Annotated in this window: 14 protein-coding genes; 2 read left to right on the plus strand and 12 right to left on the minus strand. The window is 44.5% G+C overall.

The genetic code is table 11. From position 1 onward, the window contains the following. Window positions 1–21: 21 nt before the first annotated feature. The 6 genes from ACYX4N_RS14215 to dapB all read right to left on the minus strand — a co-directional run bounded on the left by ACYX4N_RS14215 (window position 22) and on the right by dapB (window position 8,721). The gene (locus ACYX4N_RS14215) at window positions 22–561 is read right to left on the minus strand and encodes an NUDIX domain-containing protein (protein ID WP_476054485.1); all 540 of its coding nucleotides are present in this window, start codon (window positions 559–561) and stop codon (window positions 22–24) included. A gap of 10 nt (window positions 562–571) precedes the next feature. Then, window positions 572–2,422 carry a hypothetical protein gene (locus ACYX4N_RS14220; RefSeq protein WP_476054486.1) on the minus strand — a complete coding sequence of 617 codons (1,851 nt, stop codon included), beginning with the start codon at window positions 2,420–2,422 and terminating at the stop codon, window positions 572–574. A 163-nt stretch (window positions 2,423–2,585) separates the two neighbouring features. Further along, entirely contained in the window at window positions 2,586–3,062 is a 477-nt protein-coding gene (gene greA, locus ACYX4N_RS14225) for a transcription elongation factor GreA (RefSeq protein ID WP_025254739.1), read from the minus strand. A gap of 117 nt (window positions 3,063–3,179) precedes the next feature. After that, a complete protein-coding gene (gene carB / locus ACYX4N_RS14230; RefSeq protein WP_476054487.1) occupies window positions 3,180–6,401 on the minus strand; it encodes a carbamoyl-phosphate synthase large subunit in 3,222 nt (1,073 codons plus the stop codon). A 13-nt stretch (window positions 6,402–6,414) separates the two neighbouring features. After that, window positions 6,415–7,545 carry a glutamine-hydrolyzing carbamoyl-phosphate synthase small subunit gene (carA, locus tag ACYX4N_RS14235; protein WP_179982941.1) on the minus strand — a complete coding sequence of 377 codons (1,131 nt, stop codon included), beginning with the start codon at window positions 7,543–7,545 and terminating at the stop codon, window positions 6,415–6,417. A gap of 372 nt (window positions 7,546–7,917) precedes the next feature. Then, window positions 7,918–8,721, minus strand: a complete 804-nt coding sequence (gene dapB / locus ACYX4N_RS14240; protein WP_476054488.1) for a 4-hydroxy-tetrahydrodipicolinate reductase — start codon at window positions 8,719–8,721, stop codon at window positions 7,918–7,920. Window positions 8,722–9,114: 393 nt separating this feature from the next. On the opposite strand from dapB, the gene ACYX4N_RS14245 reads away from it, so the two are divergent. Further along, on the plus strand, window positions 9,115–9,810 hold the full coding sequence (locus ACYX4N_RS14245) for a cytochrome b/b6 domain-containing protein (RefSeq protein ID WP_476056452.1): 696 nt from the start codon (window positions 9,115–9,117) through the stop codon (window positions 9,808–9,810). A 204-nt stretch (window positions 9,811–10,014) separates the two neighbouring features. Here ACYX4N_RS14245 and ACYX4N_RS14250 read toward each other — a convergent pair whose 3' ends face one another. The 6 genes from ACYX4N_RS14250 to grpE all read right to left on the minus strand — a co-directional run bounded on the left by ACYX4N_RS14250 (window position 10,015) and on the right by grpE (window position 20,106). Further along, window positions 10,015–11,919, minus strand: coding sequence for a propionyl-CoA synthetase (locus tag ACYX4N_RS14250; RefSeq protein ID WP_476054489.1), 1,905 nt, complete (start codon window positions 11,917–11,919; stop codon window positions 10,015–10,017). Window positions 11,920–12,120: 201 nt separating this feature from the next. Then, window positions 12,121–14,697: an EAL domain-containing protein gene (locus tag ACYX4N_RS14255; protein ID WP_476054490.1), complete on the minus strand. Its 2,577-nt coding sequence runs from the start codon at window positions 14,695–14,697 to the stop codon at window positions 12,121–12,123. A gap of 478 nt (window positions 14,698–15,175) precedes the next feature. Further along, window positions 15,176–15,658: a c-type cytochrome gene (locus ACYX4N_RS14260; protein WP_476054491.1), complete on the minus strand. Its 483-nt coding sequence runs from the start codon at window positions 15,656–15,658 to the stop codon at window positions 15,176–15,178. Between the two features lie 426 nt (window positions 15,659–16,084). Beyond that, complete coding sequence (dnaJ, locus tag ACYX4N_RS14265; protein WP_015066791.1) at window positions 16,085–17,218, minus strand: molecular chaperone DnaJ; 1,134 nt, start codon at window positions 17,216–17,218, stop codon at window positions 16,085–16,087. Window positions 17,219–17,437: 219 nt separating this feature from the next. Next, the gene (dnaK, locus tag ACYX4N_RS14270; protein WP_334059203.1) at window positions 17,438–19,366 is read right to left on the minus strand and encodes a molecular chaperone DnaK; all 1,929 of its coding nucleotides are present in this window, start codon (window positions 19,364–19,366) and stop codon (window positions 17,438–17,440) included. A 116-nt stretch (window positions 19,367–19,482) separates the two neighbouring features. Then, window positions 19,483–20,106: a nucleotide exchange factor GrpE gene (gene grpE / locus ACYX4N_RS14275; protein ID WP_474807685.1), complete on the minus strand. Its 624-nt coding sequence runs from the start codon at window positions 20,104–20,106 to the stop codon at window positions 19,483–19,485. Window positions 20,107–20,478: 372 nt separating this feature from the next. On the opposite strand from grpE, the gene ACYX4N_RS14280 reads away from it, so the two are divergent. Then, complete coding sequence (locus ACYX4N_RS14280; protein ID WP_476054492.1) at window positions 20,479–21,582, plus strand: L-dopachrome tautomerase-related protein; 1,104 nt, start codon at window positions 20,479–20,481, stop codon at window positions 21,580–21,582. Window positions 21,583–21,618 lie beyond the last annotated feature (36 nt).

Genomic DNA, 21,618 nt, shown 5'->3' on the forward strand with positions numbered 1-21,618 from the left:
CTAAGAATTGTAACAGCGCGTTTAAATAAATCCTTTGAGTATGGCTAAACCTACAGCGTTACAGGTACTTGCGTCCTTTATCTCTCCATTGGCGATTTTTTCCTTTAAGGCAGTTAAGGAAAGCGGAACAACCTGCAAATCTTCTTCTTCAATATCTAGTTTTTGTTCGCCTTGGGTCAACCCTTTAGCCACGTAAATATGGTACCCCTGATTACAAAAACCATATGCCAGATATTGAAAGCCAACATACTCCATTGACTCAGCGGTTAAACCTGTCTCTTCTTTAAGCTCACCTTTTGCCAGTTCTACAGGGTCGGCGTCAGGGTTGCTCTCCCAAGCGCCTTGAGGAAGTTCAAGCTGTCGCTCTTTGATGGTATAGCGATATTGCTCAACCATGTACACAATATCACCCTCAATAGGCAAAATAATGGCAAAGTCAGGCTTTTCTACTACGCCATAAATACCTTCGTTTCCACTGCTTCGACGAATTTTATCTTCTCTTACGCGAAGCCATTTGTTTTGGTACACCACTTTTGAGTCTAACGTAGTAATGTCGGCCATACTCCTGTCCTCATTCGCCGTCTTTCTCGTTCCTAAGGAAACCAGCACTTTCTTCAGTTTCTTTAAGCGTTAAACGTTCTTCTGAGTTTTGATTGAATGCGCGAGTCTGCTGATTAACTTGATGAATGGTACCTGCATTGGCTAAATCCGATTCGTTCGTAATAGAAGCAATGGTCTCTCTGCCACGCAAGAACGCTTTTATTTCGTCAACGATTTCGGTTAATTCGCCATCATTTTTATTCATTCCCATGACAAAACGCGGTGCTTCCAAGTTATTCATACCACTAGTGGCAAATATCGATGTATTAATTCGACTAGTAATAATCCAAGGCGTAATACTACTTCTTACTACAACGTTTTCAGAACGCGTAGAATCGTGAATGGCCATGCCTGTCGATACTCTCGATTCGGTATAAGTCCCTTCCGTTTTCATGTACATGAGCAAAGAATTAAAATTTAACTCGCCCCAAAACATGTGAGAGGCGTTGTTCAAAATACTACCTGCTGCTCTGAAAGTAAGCCATGCAAATACAAGCATGAGCAAATTGTTTACCATCGAAAAAGCATTATTAAGTAGTGTGCCGTTGTCTACGCCAATATTGATAATTAGATGAAGTAGCTCAGCAAGTTGCACACCCGATGAATAAAACAATACTGCCGCAACAACAACTGCGACTTGCGCCATAGCACTTAACGCGACTTTCGCACTTTTAGGTAAGGCCAAACCTTCGCTTAGCGTTGGTTGAGTTTCAATCAATAGTTCCCCTTCGAAACTCCCCTTCCCTTCAGCCTGTTCTTTAAGCTTAGGCACAAAGTCGGCATATATTCTGTTTGGCACTTCTTTGTATCGGCGATTGGCGAGCACAATATTTTCAATATTAATGAAGATCTCGTTGGGGTGAACAGACTCCTGCATATTTGCTCTAAATTCACTGACTTCAGTTTGAGGGGTCACTAAATCCATGCGCTTTTTAAGTAATGGAAATACAAGGCCTATCACCACGCCGATACTGATGAAAAGGTATACAAAGTTCAGCCAAGCGCTAAAAAAAGCGTGTTCTTCTGACCAGCGTTGAAGCTCGTTAATATTGTTGCCAACAACACCGTCAAGAAACACACCTGCGCCAAGGGGAACAACTAACGCCAAGCCGATGATAACACCAATGGAAAGCCCACCAGCTTTAACAAGTTGAGAGTTTCCTTCGTTATGGATCCCTTTTGCAGTGGATGCCCAATTGGCAACGAAATAGATAAGCAGTACCAGAGAAAGAATGGGCATAACGACCACTTTTGCTACTTCGCCAGCAAATCCATTACTTACGAGAAAATAAACGATAGCGTAGGTGACTAAGCCCACGATAAGTGTTGCTCCCATAGCGAGAATTTCTTGGGCAAGATGGCGTAACGGGTAAGGTAAGAAAACAAGTTTAGGAAAAATGCTGTGGACTAACCGAGCAAGCCAGCCTTTTGGCTCTTCAAATGTCGTATTTCTTCTACCCATAAGCATCGAGTGCAACGATTCTTTTGAGTAAAGTAGAGACTTTTTCTCTGCCTGGGCAGCGTCTTGTTCAGATTTTGAGAAATTATACGCAAGAGAAGTAGGAACCGTTCTACCTACGAAAAAGCGCATGAGCTGTAATATTCCAACCGCAGTATGGCGTATTCCCGATACCACTAAAATAAAGCTTACCGCTAACAAGGTATACCCTTTTACCTTGTTGGCTTCAAATATTGCTGGCACCGAAAACACAACATAAACCGCCAATAGCAGCGTCAACACACCACCAAGTGTTCTAAGCGTCCCTTCTGTCTTAAATGGGTTCTTTATCCCCAGTGTTTGAGAACCAAAATCATACGCCATGATGCATCCTTTCAAAAAAAGGAAAGATAATACTCAGAGGAAGTAGGTAGAGCAATGATTTTGCTAAAAATTTACAAACAAAAAGAGAAAGGAAAGGATGTTGAATGTTTAAAACGAAATTGTAACGGGAGGTCAGTGGCATTGCACCACTGACCGATAGCAATTAAATATACTCAACTTCGATGATTTCAACTTCAACAGCACCAGCTGGCGTTTGAATAGTTACCGTATCATCAAGCTCTTTACCGATAAGACCGCGAGCGATAGGCGAATTAACTGAAATTAAGTTGTTCTTAATATCAGCTTCATCATCGCCAACGATGCGGTAAGTTGTCTCTTCATCGGTATCAACGTTTAAAATGGTAACCGTAGTGCCGAAAATAACTTTACCGGTATTTTCCATTTTCGTTACGTCGATAATCTGTGCATTTGAAAGCTTGCCTTCGATATCTTGAATGCGGCCTTCACAGAAGCTTTGCTGCTCACGGGCAGCGTGATATTCAGCGTTTTCTTTCAAATCACCGTGCTCACGTGCTTCGGCAATAGACTCGATAATACGTGGGCGTGTTTTTGTTTTAAGCTCATTTAATTCGTCACGCAGCATTTGAGCGCCGCGCGCTGTCATTGGATACTGACTCATGAATACCGTCTCACTTAGCTAGTAATTTAAACAGAAAAGTGCGCCGCGAAGGCGCACTTTTTATTGGTTCACACAAATGTAATATTGCTAGGATACCTCGTATCCTAGCGTATGTCATTAGTGTTTGAGTCTAGCGTGTAGTTCTTGAACTGATGCCACTTTATTGCGGTCATCGGCAGACTTAGCACGAATAGTTGCAAACGCAGCGTTCATTGTCGTGGTATAAGTCACCTTATTCACCAAGGCTTCACGACGAATGTATACTGAATCTGTGATGGCTTGACGACCTTCTGTTGTGTTGATCAAGTAAGCGTATTCGCCGTTCTTGATAGCATCAACAATGTTAGGACGACCTTCAGACATCTTGTTTACTACTGTGCTCATGATGCCTGCATCGTAAAGCTCGGTAGCCGTACCGCGGGTAGCTTCAATGCTAAAGCCGGCTTCTACTAACGCTTTTGCCAGTGCAATCATACGAGGCTTGTCGGTATCACGTACTGAAATAAGCGCTTTACCTTGCTTAGGCAATGGTGCACCTGCACCCAAGTTAGCTTTTGCATATGCCTCTTCGAAGGTATCACCAACACCCATTACTTCACCTGTAGAACGCATTTCTGGGCCTAGTAGTGGGTCAACACCTTGGAACTTAGCAAAAGGAAGCACCACTTCTTTCACAGAGTAGAACGGAGGAATTACTTCTTCAGTTACCCCCTGTTCGGCTAGGCTGACGCCAGCCATTGCACGTGCTGCTACTTTAGCAAGTGGAATACCCGTTGCTTTAGATACAAACGGCACGGTACGTGCTGCACGAGGGTTGACCTCGATGAGGTATACCTCACCGTCTTTAATCGCAAACTGTGTATTCATTAGACCGACTACGCCAAGTTCAAGCGCCATGGCTTTAACTTGCTCGCGCATAACGTCCTGAATGTCTTTTGGTAGCGAGTGCGGAGGCAGTGAACACGCTGAGTCACCTGAGTGGACCCCGGCCTGCTCGATGTGTTCCATGATGCCGCCAATTACAACCTCTTTTCCATCGCAGATAGCGTCGATATCAACTTCAATAGCGTCGTCTAGGAAACGGTCTAACAATACTGGTGCGTCGTTAGACACTTTAACCGCTTCGTTTAGGTAACGCTTAAGGTCTTTGATGTCATAAACGATTTCCATCGCTCGACCACCCAGCACGTAGCTTGGACGAACAACCAGCGGGAAGCCAATCTCTTCAGCCATAGTTAGCGCTTGCTCAACGTTAGTTACCGTGGCATTCGCAGGCTGCTTGAGGTTAAGCTTATTCACCATTTGCTGGAAACGCTCACGGTCTTCAGCACGGTCAATGGCTTCTGGTGAGGTACCGATTACCGGTACGCCCGCGGCTTCTAGGGCACGTGCAAGTTTAAGTGGCGTTTGACCACCATACTGCACGATAACGCCTTTTGGCTGCTCTTTAGCAACGATTTCAAGTACATCTTCCAGCGTGACTGGTTCGAAGTACAAGCGATCAGACGTGTCGTAGTCGGTTGAAACCGTTTCAGGGTTACAGTTAACCATAATGGTCTCGTAACCGTCTTCGCGCATTGAAAGCGCCGCGTGAACACAGCAGTAATCGAACTCAATACCTTGACCAATACGGTTTGGACCGCCGCCCAATACCATAATCTTTTCTTTGTCAGTCGGCGCTGCTTCACACTCTTCGTCATACGTTGAGTACATGTAAGCCGTGCTGGTAGAGAATTCTGCTGCGCAAGTATCTACACGCTTGTAGACAGGGAAAATACCAAAACTGCGACGAGTCTCGCGAATATCGCTTTCTGCCACTTTGGTAAGTTCAGCAAGACGTGCGTCAGAGAAGCCTTTACGCTTAAGTGCACGCATAAAGTCAGCATCAATACCTGGCAAACCAAGCTCAGCTACTTTTGCTTCAAGAAGAATAAGGTCCTCAAGCTGTACAAGGTACCAGCGGTCGATATTAGTAAGGTTAAACACCTCTTCAACCGTCATGCCCATACGGAATGCATCACCGATGTACCAAATACGCTCTGCACCAGGTTGACGAAGTTCATAAACCACTTTATTGCGTGATTCAGGGTCTTCAAGGTCAACCATTGGATTAAGGCCTGTCGCACCAACTTCAAGACCGCGAAGTGCTTTTTGTAGTGATTCTTGCTGGTTACGACCAATAGCCATCACTTCACCTACCGACTTCATTTGGGTAGTCAGTCGGTCGTTAGCACCGGCAAACTTCTCAAAGTTAAAGCGTGGGATCTTAGTCACTACGTAGTCAATAGACGGCTCGAAAGACGCTGGCGTTAAGCCACCTGTAATGTCATTTGCTAATTCATCTAGCGTGTAACCTACCGCAAGTTTCGCTGCTACTTTCGCAATCGGGAAGCCCGTTGCTTTAGAAGCAAGCGCAGATGAACGCGATACGCGAGGATTCATCTCGATGATAACTACACGACCTGTTTTCGGGTCTACACCGAACTGTACGTTTGAACCACCAGTTTCAACACCAATCTCACGCAGTACAGCCATTGCTGCATTACGCATTAACTGGAATTCTTTGTCAGTCAGGGTTTGTGCAGGAGCTACTGTGATAGAGTCGCCGGTGTGCACGCCCATAGGGTCGAAGTTTTCGATAGTACATACGATGATGCAGTTGTCCGCTTTGTCGCGTACCACTTCCATTTCGTACTCTTTCCAGCCTAATAAGGATTCATCGATAAGAAGCTCGTTAGTAGGAGAAAGGTCTAAGCCGCGGTGACAAATTTCATTGAACTCGTCAATGTTGTACGCGATACCGCCACCGGTTCCGCCCATGGTGAAAGACGGACGAATAATACAAGGGAAGCCGATACGGCTTAACACATCGTGCGCTTCATCCATGCTGTGCGCGATTTCCGCACGTGGACATTCAAGGCCGATGTTTTTCATCGCTTTATCGAAACGTTCGCGATTTTCTGCTTTATCGATAGCGTCTGCCGTAGCACCAATAAGCTCGCAGCCGAACTCTTCAAGTACGCCGTGCTTGTCTAGCTCTAGCGCACAGTTAAGTGCGGTTTGACCACCCATAGTTGGCAATATGGCATCTGGACGTTCTTTTTCGATAATCTTGCGAACCACTTCCCAGTGGATAGGCTCGATGTAAGTTGCATCTGCCATTTCTGGGTCGGTCATGATGGTTGCTGGGTTAGAGTTAACCAAAATAACACGGTAGCCTTCTTCGCGAAGGGCTTTACACGCTTGCGCGCCTGAATAGTCGAATTCACAAGCCTGGCCAATAACAATAGGGCCAGCACCAATGATAAGAATACTTTTTATGTCGGTACGTTTTGGCATAGTTGGCTAATTCCTACTGCTTGTGTTGTTCAATAAGTTCGATGAAGTGGTCGAATAACGGCGCCGCTTCATGAGGACCTGGACTGGCTTCAGGGTGCCCCTGGAAGCTAAACGCAGGCTTGTCGGTGCGATGAATGCCCTGCAACGACTTGTCGAACAACGAAATGTGAGTTACTTCTAGGTTATCTGGCAAGCTAGACTCATCAACAGCAAAACCGTGGTTTTGGCTAGTGATCATAACTACATTGCGCTTAAGGTCTTTAACCGGGTGGTTTGCCCCGTGGTGACCGAATTTCATCTTCACTGTCTTTGCACCACTTGCGATAGCAAGCAGCTGGTGACCAAGACAAATACCAAATACTGGCGTACCGGTTTCGACGATAGTTTTAATTGCGGTTACTGCATAATCGCATGGCTCTGGGTCGCCTGGGCCATTTGACAAAAATACACCGTCAGGATTCATAGCAAGCACATCTTCTGCAGGCGTTTGCGCCGGAACCAGGGTTACTTTACAACCACGGTCAGCTAGCATGCGAAGAATGTTGTTTTTAACACCGTAGTCGTAAGCTACAACATGATATTTAAACTCATTTGGTGTTACGTAGCCTTTGCCAAGTACCCAACTGCCTTCGGTCCATGTTTTTGGCTCAGTGATGCTCACTACTTTTGCCAAATCCATGCCTTTAAGGCCAGGGAAATCTTTTGCTTGCGCTAGTGCGCTAGACTCGTCTAATTCATCAGAGCAAATAATGCAGCCATTTTGTGCACCTTTGTCTCGCAAGATACGCGTTAAGCGACGTGTATCAATGTCGGCAATACCCACAACGCCTTTCGCTTTAAGGTATTCAGACAAAGTTTGCTGTTGACGAAAGTTACTAGCAACAAGAGGTAGGTCACGGATGATTAGACCTTTCGACCAGATTGTATCTGCTTCGACGTCTTCTTCGTTAGTGCCGGTGTTGCCAATGTGTGGATAAGTAAGGGTGATGAGTTGTTCAGCGTAGGATGGGTCGGTGAGAATTTCTTGATAGCCGGTCATGGAAGTATTAAAAACAACTTCCCCAACGGCGGAGCCTGTAGCGCCTATCGCCGTACCTTTAAAAACAGAACCATCCTCTAACACCAAAAGGGCAGAATTAGCCAAGTCAACCTCCAGATTAAGGATAACTATGTGTTTGTGCAGTTTTTTGCACAAACCCCACAAAAAACGGGAGTTATTGATAACAATACATCCCGTTTTACGATCTTTGCAGCTAATAAAACCGCACTCTTCAGCCGTTTTGGCGGCTTCAAAATACGAAATTCTGGCAAATTCCGGCGAGTATACATCACTGACCGAAAATGGCAAATTTATTTGTAATAATTTACTAAAATAACGCTTTTACCACCTTTTTTGCGCAGAACCACCGAAAGTGCGGCTTATTGCTCATTAAAAGTGCAACCTTAGTTTAACACTTTAATCACGTCTTAAAGTTTGCGTAAACCCAAAGGGTTTCACACCAGCCTTAATTAACGCTTATAGCTTTAAATCCAGAACGTCAACCATGGAGTATAGACCAGGTTGTTTTCCATACAACCACTTTGCAGCATGCACAGCACCTTTTGCAAAAGTAAGTCGGCTTGATGCTTTATGCGTAATTTCTAAACGTTCACCAATATCCGCGAATAATGCGGTATGCTCGCCAACGATATCTCCGGCCCGCACTGTTGCAAAGCCTATTGTACCTTGATCGCGTTCAGGCTCTTTTCCTTCTCTGCCGTATACAGCACACGTTTTGAGGTCGCGACCTAATTCGTCGGCAATAGCTTCACCAATAGCCATAGCTGTGCCTGAAGGCGCATCTTGTTTAAACCTGTGGTGTGCTTCGGTAATTTCTATATCAGCTGTTTCACCTAATACGCTGGCCGCTTGACGAACTAGCGAAAGCATTAAGTTTACGCCCACACTATAATTAGCAGCGAAAACAATAGGAATGTGCTTTGCCGCTTCATCTAAAGCTGCTAACTGTGCATCGTTCAAACCGGTAGTACCGATTACAACAGGCATTTTGTTTTTTACGCACCACGCCAAATTACTTTCAATCACTGATGGCAAAGTAAAGTCGATCATCACATCGGCGTCGTTGCCGCTCAAATTCGAAAGTGCGGTGCAATCGATGTCTTTTTTACCAATACCGGCCAGCTCACCTACGTTTAGGCCAACCCAAGGTGAATCATCGCGTACTGTAGCAACGCTAAGCTCAGCATTTTCACTTAAATCCAACGCTTCGACTAATACGCGCCCCATACGCCCGTTGGCGCCAAATAATCCTACTTTCATTTTATAGCTTTACACTTTTATTAACCTTCAACTATCAGGCATTTTGCCAAATGCAGGTACTATTGCAATGTGAGATTCATATTAAATACGCATAATTAGAAACCAATCGCCCCCGCCTCCCCTTTCGCTTGACTAAGTTACCCGAAATACAATGTACTAAAATATTGGTTCAAACCTCATCTAGTCAGTAATAAGCTAACTTATTGCGGGCTAGTACTTGGTCGGGCTTAAGATAAAACCTAATATTATGTAGTTGGGCTTTCTTGTGTTAACCGGCAAATTAGGCGACGCTATGGCTTAGATTTAATGACCTAGGTCTATTCAACTTTCTAAACACTTTTTGATGTGTACTAAAGCCAAACAGACCTCCACAAAGCGTGAAATAAAATGACGATGCAGAAAACCCTTGTTTGGGACCTACCCACCCGCCTTTTTCATTGGCTGATTGTCGCGAGCCTAATAGCCCAATATGCCACGGTTGAATGGCTAGAAAACAAAGTTCAGTGGCACTTCTATATAGGGTACTTCACCTTATTTCTTATCGTTTTCCGCCTAGTATGGGGAGTAGTTGGTACCAGACACGCTAGGTTCAGCAGCTTCGTAACTGGCCCTAAAAAGGTTTTTAGCTATGTAAAAACGCTTTTTAACAGACAGTCAGAGCCTGCTATTGGGCACAACCCACTAGGCGGCTGGTTTGTTATTGTTATGCTGGTGCTGTTGGCTATACAAGCCGTATCTGGGCTATTTATGACAGATGATATTTTTTTAGATGGCCCCTATCGGCAGCTCGCCAGTGAAGAAACATTGAGTTTGATGAACACTCTGCACCACCTTGCGTTTGATGGATTACTTTATGTCATTGCATTGCATATAGGCGCAGTTATTTTTTACAGCCTATATAAAAAGCAAAAATTGGTTCCCGCCATGGTGCACGGTAGTAAAGACTCGATAAATGAATCAAAAACTGCAGGTATCGCGGACTCTCGTTTGTTACGTGCACTTGTTGTGGCGATCATTGCTGCGGCCTTCGTTTATGTGGCAATTGAAGTCTATCCACCAGAGCCACAAGTAAACGAATATTACTATTGAGCTGCACGACAACCTTTTGTCACGCATTAATAGCTTAACGAATGGTAGTCTAAAACGAGCGCGCCATTTAAAACCATAAAGGGGCAAAAGCCCCTTTATTTATGAAAGAAAATACCATTGGAAACTGCGTTTAACGTTCTCCGCTTTGTCTTCTTTAGCATTCTCGCTTATAGCCCTCACGCCTTTTTGACGCCTGCTGTGACATCATATGGCAGCCGGTTCACAGACTAACCCTTTATCTCGCATTATCGATTCTATTTCTTCTACGCTTGACGGATCATCGATAGTTGAAGGGACAGCCACAGTTTCGTTGGCGGCGATCTGACGCAGTAGCTTTCGAAGTATTTTACCTGACCGGGTTTTCGGTAAACGATTCACGACTATCGCTCGCTTAAAACAAGCTACTGGGCCAATTTTATCGCGAACTCGCTGAATCAAGTCCTGCTCTAGCGTTTTTTCATCCACATTCACACCATCTTTTAGAAGAACAAGGCCTACCGGTAGCTGTCCTTTCAGTGCATCATTAATCCCTATCACACTGCACTCAGCAATATCTGGATGCGCCGCAAGCACTTCTTCCATTTCACCGGTAGACAAGCGGTGACCGGCGACATTAATAACATCATCGGTACGGCCCATAATAAATACGTAACCTTCTTCATCCACATATCCGTTGTCTCCAGTACTATAGTACCCATCGAATTCGCGTAAGTAGCCATCGACAAACCGTTGATGATCTTGCCATATGGTCGTTAAGCAGCCTGGGGGAAGTGGTAATTGAATGGCAATAGCGCCCTTATCGCCTATTGCTTGAGGTGCATCGGGCCCTTTTAACACCTTAACGTTAAAGCCTGGTGTTGGCACACTGGACGACCCCGGTTTTGTCTTCATTGGTTCAAGCCCCATAGGATTCGAGCAAATAGGCCAGCCAGTCTCGGTTTGCCACCAATGATCAATAACGGGTACACCCACCTTTTCACTCGTCCAATAGTACGTGGGCGGGTCGAGCCGTTCACCCGCCATAAATAAGGTACGTAAACTCGATGTGTCGTATTTGGATAAAAACGTGCCTTCTGGGTCAGCTTTTCTAATTGCTCGAAACGCGGTGGGTGCAGCAAAAAGTACATTCACCTTGTGAGTTTCTATCATGCGCCAAAACGCACCGGCATCTGGCGTACCAACGGGCTTACCTTCGTATAATACAGTGGTTGCACCCTTTATAAGCGGTGCATAGACGATATAAGAGTGGCCGACGACCCAACCGACATCCGATGCAGCCCAGAATACGTCGTCTTCGCTCGTACCGTATACGGCGCCCATTGAGTAGTGTAATGCGACTGCATGACCGCCGTTATCTCTAACCACACCTTTAGGCTTACCAGTTGTACCTGAAGTATAAAGAATATATAGGGGGTCAGTTGCATCAACTGCGACGGGAGAGGCAGGCTCGCTATTTTTAGCTAAAGTATGCCAATCGTAATCAGTATTTTTATTTAACTCAGCAGTTAATTGCTCTCGTTGAAACAATATGCATGCCTTAGGCTTATGCTCTGATATATTTATCGCTTCATCTACAAGAGGCTTATAGGGTAGAACTTTACTGCCCTCCACGCCGCAGGACGCTGTAACAATAGCCACTGGCTTCGCATCATCTATTCGTACAGCAAGCTCATTCGCTGCAAAACCGCCAAATACCACTGAATGCACCGCCCCTAAACGAGCACATGCAAGCATTGCGATTGCCGCCTGAGGGATCATTGGCATATAGATAATAACGCGATCGCCTTTCTTAACACCTAGGCGAGACAAGCCCCCGGCAAACTGTGCAACGTCAGCGAGTAGTTCGTTGTAGGTAAAGTGCTGGGTAGTTTGAGTAACAGGTGAGTCGTAGATAAGTGCGGTTTTATCACCACGGCCATTGTCAACGTGATGGTCCAGTGCTAGGTAACTGGTGTTGAGCTGCCCTCCTCTAAACCAGTCATAGTAACCACTATCTGTTTTTTGGCATCCCTTCTCTGGCGGTTGAAACCACGCTATTTTGCGAGCTTGTTCCAACCAAAAATTATCTGGATGTTGGGTAGAGGCAATGTATTCATTTTTATAAGTCATATCCATGTCCTGATTAGGGTTTATATCTACCCTACTTCAGTTCAATCAGACCTGCTTATAAGACTTATGGCGTAGGCCAACTAACAATTTGATTTACATTAATTTAAACTTAGGGAAACATTTCCAAATGGCGTAAAATTTTTAGTGAGTAGCCAAACGAGTGCTGATTTAAACGTATTTAATGTTTTTCCCCACTAGCAACTAGTTCTGAGCATCGACGAATTTATCGCGCCAATCACCTATGCTCATCGGCTTATCTAAGTAATAACCCTGAAAAGCGCTACATCCACAAGCCTTTGCTTCGTTTAATTGCCCTGTGGTTTCTATACCTTCTGCCACGGTATCAAGCTTCAACGCCCTTGCCATGTTGCAAATATTTGTAACAAACACGTTTTTTTCTTTCGAATCTTCTATTGCTTCAATAAAAACTTTATCAACTTTAAGCTCATTAATTGGAAGCGCTTGCAGTGAGTTAAGGTTTGAATCACCAATACCAAAATCATCAATAGATAGACTAAACCCTTGTTGGGCTAAATCTCTAACTCGGCGCTGTATTATGTTGACACCTTTTATCAATGCGCCTTCTGTCAATTCAAGTTTTAGACACTTGTGCGGCACCCTCCACCTATTCACTATTGCCACAAATTTGCTGACAAAGTCAGCCCGCGCTAAATGCTTCGCACTTATATTGATTGATAGCTTAGTGTTTATACTCTTCTCGTGGCATTCACTTAATAATTTACAAGCTTCATTACAAACCCATAATCCAATGTCGGCAATAAAATCATTCTGCTCAGCAATAGGAATAAACTCCGCCGGCGTAACAACGCCAAGGTGAGGATGGTTCCATCTAAGCAACACTTCAGAGCTTACTAAGTTTCCACTACTACAATATTGAGGCTGAAGCTCAACGAATAACTCATTGTTAGCAATAGCTCTATTTAAGGAATGCTTTATATAGTTATAGCGGTCTATATCGCTACCATCGATATGCAAATAGGTGTGCTCTCTCTCATCGTCTAAATAAACAATATCTTCATTGAAGGCCTTTCTAGACAATAGCTCTTTTATTTTTTTGAAGGAAAAGTACTTTATGGGGATAGCACAGCTCACTGTTTTGGTCTCGATAGCCAGTGAACTGTTGTGTAGAGTGATAGGGGCCAACACGTTATCTCTGAGATAATGAGCGCACTGCTGAGCCGCATTTTTCGCCGTATGATCGTCCTTAAAATAATTTTCTAAGTGAAGAACAAAGTTGCCGCGATCGTATTTAAATACTCTCACGTCAAGCTGCCTGTTGACCTCAAAAGCACGCACAAAGCGACTAGCTAATATACGCAGAATGTAGTCAACTGTGGGTTCTCCAAATGCGTCTTCATACTCTTTAACATTGACAATGCTAACCCGAATAAACACAGATAGCGCCTTCTCAGACGATGCTAATGCAGCTTTATCTAAAAGGTATTGCTCTAAATGATAAAGGTTAGCCAGTCCAGTCAAAGGGTCTGTTAACGCTAACTGTTTAAAGCGGTCTACTTCAAAATGCAAGTTTGAAACGCTTCGTATGCTTATTATGACTAAGTCTTGGTTATGTACCGTGCATGCTTTTAAGCTTACATCGCACGCTATTCTCTTACCGTTTTTGTGACGTATGCTCTCGTTTATGGTCTCAACCTTACAGCAACGTGCAACGCCTTCGTCTAAATTTAACAAGTAGGAAGGCCCGTCACTATTTTGAACCTTCGTCGCTAGAAGCTTGATATCTTGCCCTATTAACTCTTCCGGCTGAAACCCCAATACATAGATAACCTGTTCGTTTGCCGACAGTATGGTGCCATTCTTATCAATGCTGAGAACCACGCTATCAACACCATTTAAGATACTTGTTAGATAGTCTGTATAATTATGTTGTGAATCAGAAAGTCTCTGAGTTTCTGTTTCATCCTGCACGACACCATATAAGCGAGTAAGTTTTAAGCCCAAATTAGTCTGACGCTCAACCTGTAAAAATACGGTTAGCTTTATATTTCTAGTTCGCCCTTGTTTATCGGAAATAGTGAGATGCTTTGCAAAGTGCCTTTGTTTCTTCATCGCTTTGAGAATTCGTTGTTTAAGGTTATCTCTGTCTTCAAATGAAATAACTTCGAGCACATCTTGTAGGTTAACGCTTTTTGAATGCAGCAGTCCCAGCAGGCTTTTCATTATTTGAGTTGAAGAAAACGCGCCAGTGAACCTGTCTATTTGCCACGCCCCTACTTTTGAAATAGCGCTTACCTCTTCAAGGAGTGACAACTGCTCTGACAACTTATCTGAATAAGGATGCCTAGCAAGTTCATAGAGGTAGTTTAATTCAACCTTCTGGCGCAGAATATCTATGTAGGTATGTTGATGTCCAATTAGGTTGCTGTTTCTCACAAATGTAAGCACACCCCCCAACACGTCATTTTGCATATCTCTTACCGACGCCACAACGACATATTGTTCACGAAAATGCTCAAGTGATTGGGGCAAGGTGAGTTCTCTTGCCGGTAATGGTGCGCTCATCGGTGTTAAAGGCAGCATGAGTAGTGTATGGGGCGGGAAAACGATGTGATGTGATTCAATTTCTGAGTGCTCACTATCGCTTGCAATAACGGTGGCGCGGCCACTGTTTGGGTTTATCGAAACCAATAATATACACGGTGACTCTATTTTATCCCTATTTTCAGTTAATAACGCAGAAATACTATTCTGCGTTGTGCGCATTGTGGAAAGCATGCGCTCACTGCGTAAATCCATCTAATTAGGTCCTCGAAAACAATATTACTCGCATACAAAAGCACCTCCCCCATTTATTTAACCAGATGGGTAGAGTGTTGTTTGCGCTTTTGCGCTTCGTTATTTTCCAACAGTGACACGTTACCTTATTAGTAAATGCTGTTTTAATACATTTGTAGGTAAGACATTTATCGTGAATATGAGTTATTAATATGTTGGTTTTTCATTCACAAACATAGACAAAAATTGTACAAATTTCCAGCATTTTGTAGCTATGGGGAGGTAAAAAAGATTAAGCCGAAGAGGCGAAATAAAGAGTGATAAAGTTAACGTCTGCTATTTTTCGAAGATTTATAAAACAATTATTAGAATATTATCAAGCCTCAGCACGCTTATCGAAAGGTGAGAGGTTCAAAAAGTAGGTGTTAACAGAATAGATGCTGAGAGTACAAGTGCTGTTGAGCAGTGATAGAACACTGACGTCAACAGCACCTAAAATTTAGTCTTTTTTGTAGTCATCGTGGCAAGACTTACAGCTTGCACCGATTTTACCTATAGCACCGCGATACGCGCTCTCGTCGCCTGCATCCACTGCAGCCTGTAGACCTTGTGCGGCCGTTTTAAGTGCCATCACTTTCTTTTCTACATCTGAGAAGTTTTCCCAAATCTCATCTTTCGCACCCGTCTCTACGTCAAATTTACGTGTATCGACAGCTAAATAGTCGCCCATCATGTCAGCAAGTTGTTCAAGGCGTACAGCGTTGGTTTGCATTACGCTTTCGTCAAAAGGTAGCGCGCCTTTTGCCATACCGCCCAACGGGCCCATGTTACTACGAACTAATTGAAAAACCGCCTGGCGGTACTGAGTTGCTGCTTTAGCGTGTTTTTCAGAAGAAGCTTCAGTTACTTCAGCTAACGCTGAACCTGACATCACTGCGCCAACGGTAGCTGCTACGATCATCGTTTTATTGAAAAGTCTCATGCCTGTTCCCTTTTTTTAATTACCGGTCATCTACTTTTACGTAAGCAGATATTTTACCTTTTACTTATAAGCCTATCGTGACGAATAGTTCGTTTTAGCGCAAGAAATATAACGTTGAATAAGCGCTTTCAAGAGATTAGCCGCGGGTAGTCATGTTTTAACAAACATTCGGATGGCAAAGGGACACCCACTTACTTCGTCTTCACAAAGTACAGGTTTGGACAGACACTCACCCTAACCTCATAAAGTACAGTTTCGGACAGACACTCGCCCTACTCTCACAAAGTATAGTTTCGGACAGACACTCGAAATTATTTCGTTTATGAGGCGAAATCGTCCTAACAAGTTGCAGAGGTAGAAAACATATACTCGGATACAAAAAAGCCCTCTAAACGAGGGCTTTTGAAACTTAATAGGTACAAAAAACTAGTTAGTTAAGTCGTCAAAGAATTTCTTCACGCCATCGAAGAAGCCTTGCGCTTTGGGGCTGTGCTTGCTCGAAGCTTTACCCATAGACTCTTCTAGCTCTTGAAGTAGCTCTTTTTGACGCGATGATAAGTTAACTGGTGTTTCAACCACAACCTTACACATCAAGTCGCCCATAGCGCCGCTTCGAACAGACTTAACGCCTTTGCCGCGTAATCGGAACATACGACCAGTCTGCGTTTCAGCGCTAATTTTCAGCTTAACTTTACCGTCCAAAGTAGGAACTTCTAACTCGCCACCAAGGGCTGCTGTAGTAAAGCTTAACGGTACTTCGCAATACAGGTTGTTGCCGTCGCGTTGGAAGATGTCGTGTTCACGAACATGCACTTGAACGTACAGGTCACCTGCTGGTGCACCGTTCTCACCCGCTTCGCCTTCACCAGAAAGACGGATACGATCCCCTGTGTCTACGCCTGCCGGAATCTTAACGTTAAGGGTCTTGGTCTTTTCTTTACGACCATGGCCATGGCAGCTGTTACAAGGATCTTCAATAATCTTGCCTTTACCTGAACATGTCGGACAAGTTTGCTGTACAGCAAAGAAACCCTGGCGCATTTGAACCTGACCGTTGCCGTGGCAAGTAGGACAGGTTTTAGGTGAAGAACCTTTTTTCGCGCCTGAACCGTCGCACACGTCACATTCGACCAGCGTGGGTACGCGAATATCAACGCTCTTACCGCGAACTGCTTCTTCTAAACTTAGCTCTAGGTTGTAACGTAAGTCTGAACCTTGACGAGCACGCGACTGACGTCCACCGCGACCACCGCCGCCAAAGATATCACCAAAAACATCGCCAAAGATATCGCCGAAGTCGGCACCACCACCGAAGCCGCCGCCACCGCGGTTTGGATCAACACCTGCGTGGCCGTATTGGTCGTATGCTGCACGCTTCTGCGAATCTGACAGAATTTCGTAGGCTTCCTGGATTTCTTTAAACTTATCTTCCAGGCCTTTATCGCCTTGCGTACGGTCAGGGTGATATTTCATCGCAAGCTTTTTATACGCTTTTTTAATTTCACGTTCGCCCGCGCTTTTATCTACCCCGAGTACTTCGTAGTAGTCTCGTTTCGACATATCGTTTACATATCCTACTTTTTTGTCGACAAGCTTGTAATGCTTGTCGAATCTACATCTGACTGTTGTGAAAATAACCTAATTAGGTTTTTAATAACGCAAGGTCATTTAAACTAAGCTTTTTACACCAAGTTATTTACACAACAAAGGCGCAACAAGAATATCCTGTTGCGCCTGAACTGCTTACACAGCCCGGCGCGCCGGGCTAATCACAACAGTTTACTTTTTGTCGTCGTCTTTCACTTCTTCAAATTCTGCGTCAACAACGTCATCGTTTGCTTGACCAGAAGAAGCTTGCTGCTCAGCGCCTTCCGCGCCACCAGCTGCTGCTTGTTGAGCTTGCGCCGCTTCCATCAGCTTGCTAGACGCCTGAATAAGTTCTTGCGTTTTCGCTTCGATTTCCGCTTTGTCTTCGCCTTTAGACGCTGTTTCTAGCGCAGTAAGGGCTTCTTCAATTGGCGCTTTGTCTTCTGCACTTAGGGCATCGCCAACTTCTTCAAGCTGCTTACGTGTAGCGTGGACCATGCCATCAGCTTGGTTGCGCGCTTGAATTAGCTCTTCAAACTTCGCATCCGCTTCTTTGTTCGCTTCTGCGTCTGCTACCATTTTTTCCACTTCTTCATCGCTTAGGCCTGAAGAAGCTTTAATGGTGATCTTCTGCTCTTTACCTGTGTCTTTATCTTTCGCAGACACGTGTAGGATACCGTCAGCATCTAGGTCGAAAGTAACTTCGATTTGCGGCACACCGCGCGCTGCTGGACGAATGCCTTCAAGGTTGAACTGACCAAGAGACTTGTTGCCGCTTGATTGCTTACGCTCACCTTGTAGTACGTGTACTGTTACCGCAGACTGGTTGTCTTCAGCTGTAGAGAAAGTTTGCGACTTCTTCGTTGGAATCGTCGTGTTCTTCTCGATAAGCGCAGTCATTACGCCACCCATTGTCTCGATACCTAGAGACAAAGGAGTAACGTCTAGAAGTAGTACGTCTTTCACGTCACCAGAAAGTACACCACCTTGAATTGCCGCACCTACCGCTACTGCTTCATCAGGGTTAACGTCTTTACGTGGCTCTTTACCGAAGAACTCAGTTACATACTTCTGTACTAGCGGCATACGCGTTTGACCACCAACAAGGATGATGTCGTTGATGTCGCCTACAGATAGGTCTGAATCAGCTAGTGCTTGCTTAAGCGGGTTAAGCGAGTTTTTCACTAGGTCTTCAACCAAAGACTCAAGTTTTGCACGGGTAAGCTTAATCGCTAAGTGCTTAGGACCTGTTGCATCAGCCGTGATGTAAGGCAGGTTAACTTCAGTCTGTTGTGAAGAAGAAAGTTCAATTTTCGCTTTTTCACCGGCTTCTTTAAGACGCTGCATTGCTAGCGGATCTTTACGAAGGTCGATGCCTTGATCTTTCTTAAATTCTTCAACTAGGTAGTTAATAACGCGGTTATCGAAGTCTTCACCACCAAGGTGCGTGTCACCGTTTGTCGCTAGTACTTCAAACGTGTGCTCGCCGTCCACTTCATCGATCTCGATGATTGAGATATCGAAGGTACCACCACCTAAGTCGTAAACTGCAACAACGTTGTCGCCTTGCTTCTTATCCATGCCGTAGGCAAGAGCAGCAGCTGTCGGCTCGTTGATGATACGCTTAACCTCAAGACCCGCAATGCGGCCAGCATCTTTAGTTGCTTGACGCTGAGAATCGTTAAAGTAAGCAGGAACAGTAATTACTGCACCAGTTACTTCTTCGCCAAGATAGTCTTCAGCGGTCTTCTTCATTTTCTTAAGTACTTCAGCAGAAACCTGAGGAGGCGCCATTTTTTCGCCTTTAGCTTCTACCCACGCATCACCGTTATCAGCACCTACGATTTTGAAAGGCATGATGTCGATGTCGCGCTGTACTTCTTTATCTTGAAAACGGCGACCAATTAGACGCTTGATAGCGAATAGCGTGTTTTCAGGGTTAGTTACCGCCTGACGCTTCGCTGATTGACCTACAAGTGTTTCACCATCGTTTGTGTATGCGATGATTGAAGGTGTTGTACGATCGCCTTCCGCGTTTTCAATTACGCGAGGTTTGTCGCCGTCTAGAACTGCGACACATGAATTCGTTGTACCTAAGTCGATACCAATGATTCTACCCATTTCGTGTCTCCGAATGATTTTCTTAATACTGTACTTTTAGTGGGGTTATTCCCCGTCTTTTCAATAGATGCCAGTAAAAAAACTGACATTTTTGTGTGTTCGTCGCAAAAAGCGTCTTAGGCCTGCGTATCCACACCGTCGCTTGGTGCACGCGATACCATAACCATGGCAGGACGAAGCAAGCGACCATTAATTTGATAACCTTTCTGCATCACAGCCATTACTGTATTTGGCTCGTGGTCTGCACTTTCTTGCATCGACATAGCTTGATGCAAATCAGGGTTAAAGGTTTCACCCTGCGGATCAATAAGGCTTAATCCAAATTTCTCAATAGTGCTTAAGAAAGTTTTGTGGGTCATTTCCACACCTTCTAAAAGCGGCTTCACAGCTTCATTGTCACCATCGGTCATTTCGATAGCGCGCTCTAAGTTGTCGATAACCGGAAGCAATTCGCCAGCAAAACGTTCAAGCGCGAATTTACGCGCTTTTTCTACTTCGCCTTCAGCGCGACGACGTGCGTTATCAGCATCTGCGCGCGCGCGAAGTACACCATCCTGCTGTTCTTTAATGGTTGCTTGCGCCTCAGAAAGTGCGGTTTCTAGTTCGTAAATGCGCTGCGCATTTTCGTCTAGCTCTACACCTTCTGCTTCTGATGCTTCTACCTGCGCTTCATCAGCATTAATTACAGTCTCATCTACTGTATTTTCCTGTTCTGCCTGCACGTCGCGATTATCGCTCATGCCTACCTCCAAACGTTTTTCTTAATTAGGCGATGCCCAATAACGTTAAAATTACTGGGAATAACTTCGTTGCGCTTAGTTATGGGGCTAGTTTTAAGGTGATCAAGGGTATCCACAATATTTTTGTGGACGATTTTAAAAAATACTGAGAAATTTTAGTTTGAATTTAAAAACTACTCAGGACTCTAAGTGATATGTTTAAAACGAAGCGTCCTGAATTCTCGCTTCCCACTTTCATTATCAAATAGTTTTTGATAATGATTCAAAAACAAGCCTGTTACTGTTTGCAAATTATATCTCTACACTTCTCCTGCCAGTCGCAATTGAGCTGTACCGACTTTTTTACCCCGTACCAGAAATTGGAGAAGAGAGATGATCAAATTAAAGCAACTTGTTATCGCTACCACTGTTGGGCTAAGCATATTAAACGGAGTGGCCTCCGCTGCTACTGAAGTAGGCCCATTAGAGCCTGTCACCACATTTGAAGACGCCAGAGGCGCAGGTATTACCATCACTCCGTCTGGCCGATTACTCATTAGCATGCACCCGCTTGATAACCCAAAGCTAAAGGTTGTTGAGGTAATGGCCAATGGTACTAAACAACCTTTCCCTAATTTAGATTGGGCAGATGGCCCAGAAACTGGTGATGTGGGCTTTAGTGCCGTTATTGGTATACACAGCGATAGTCAAGGCATTGTCTGGATGCTAGACATGGGAAGTGAAACCTCACCAGCCAAACTCGTTGCGTGGGATAGCAATGAAAATGCTCTGCTTAAAACCATTGAACTTGATAGCAAAGCACTTAAAGCAAATTCGTTTGTTCAAGACTTTGTTATTGATGAAAAGCATAACAAAATTTATATAGCAGACATGACATTTGGCAACTTTGCTGGTGCATCAAAGCCGGCAATTATTGTCGTAGACACCGAGACGGGCGAATCTAAGCGCGTATTAGAAAGCGCTTCTTATCTTATGCCTGAAGATAGAGAACTTGTTATTGAAGCATCGCTACTTGCCTCTAAAACCGATGATGGTAAGCCAAACCCGCTTAAATTTGGTTTAAATCCAATAGCGTTAGACCCAGCCTCTGACACGCTTTACTTTGGCGCGTTCACTGGCACCAAAATTTATCAAATATCAACATCCGCTATCGGCGACACGTCGCTATCAGACAAAGAACTAGAGAAATCTATTCAGGTATTTGGCCCCAAAAACCCGAGCGACGGTATTGCACTAGCGCCAGGAGGCGGCGTGTTAGCCACCGATTTAGAAAATAACGCGGTTGGGTTAACGACTAAAGGAAAGTATCAAACCCTTATTCAAGATAAGCGCCTGTCTTGGCCCGATAGCCTTGCGACAAGTAACGGTTATGTTTACGTCACTCAAGACCAGCTGCATCAGCACCCAGCTTTCAGCCAAGGGCTAGGTAGCGCTAAGCCACCCTATGTGCTTTATCGCTTCCGCTTTGAGCAATAAATACAGTGAGGAGAATAAAGCCTATTTTCCCTATTT

It is taken from the genome of Alteromonas sp. ABH4_452 (assembly GCF_056311825.1).

Excerpts from the sequence above, each read along its gene's own strand:
- ACYX4N_RS14245 (WP_476056452.1), top strand. The coding sequence starts at position 9,115 with ATGCAGAAAACCCTTGTTTGGGACCTACCCACCCGCCTTTTTCATTGG.
- ACYX4N_RS14215 (WP_476054485.1), bottom strand. The coding sequence starts at position 561 with ATGGCCGACATTACTACGTTAGACTCAAAAGTGGTGTACCAAAACAAA.
- greA (WP_025254739.1), bottom strand. The coding sequence starts at position 3,062 with ATGAGTCAGTATCCAATGACAGCGCGCGGCGCTCAAATGCTGCGTGAC.
- ACYX4N_RS14260 (WP_476054491.1), bottom strand. The coding sequence starts at position 15,658 with ATGAGACTTTTCAATAAAACGATGATCGTAGCAGCTACCGTTGGCGCA.
- dnaK (WP_334059203.1), bottom strand. The coding sequence starts at position 19,366 with ATGGGTAGAATCATTGGTATCGACTTAGGTACAACGAATTCATGTGTC.
- ACYX4N_RS14220 (WP_476054486.1), bottom strand. The coding sequence starts at position 2,422 with ATGGCGTATGATTTTGGTTCTCAAACACTGGGGATAAAGAACCCATTT.
- dapB (WP_476054488.1), bottom strand. The coding sequence starts at position 8,721 with ATGAAAGTAGGATTATTTGGCGCCAACGGGCGTATGGGGCGCGTATTA.
- ACYX4N_RS14280 (WP_476054492.1), top strand. The coding sequence starts at position 20,479 with ATGATCAAATTAAAGCAACTTGTTATCGCTACCACTGTTGGGCTAAGC.
- ACYX4N_RS14255 (WP_476054490.1), bottom strand. The coding sequence starts at position 14,697 with ATGGATTTACGCAGTGAGCGCATGCTTTCCACAATGCGCACAACGCAG.
- grpE (WP_474807685.1), bottom strand. The coding sequence starts at position 20,106 with ATGAGCGATAATCGCGACGTGCAGGCAGAACAGGAAAATACAGTAGAT.
- carB (WP_476054487.1), bottom strand. The coding sequence starts at position 6,401 with ATGCCAAAACGTACCGACATAAAAAGTATTCTTATCATTGGTGCTGGC.
- ACYX4N_RS14250 (WP_476054489.1), bottom strand. The coding sequence starts at position 11,919 with ATGACTTATAAAAATGAATACATTGCCTCTACCCAACATCCAGATAAT.
- dnaJ (WP_015066791.1), bottom strand. The coding sequence starts at position 17,218 with ATGTCGAAACGAGACTACTACGAAGTACTCGGGGTAGATAAAAGCGCG.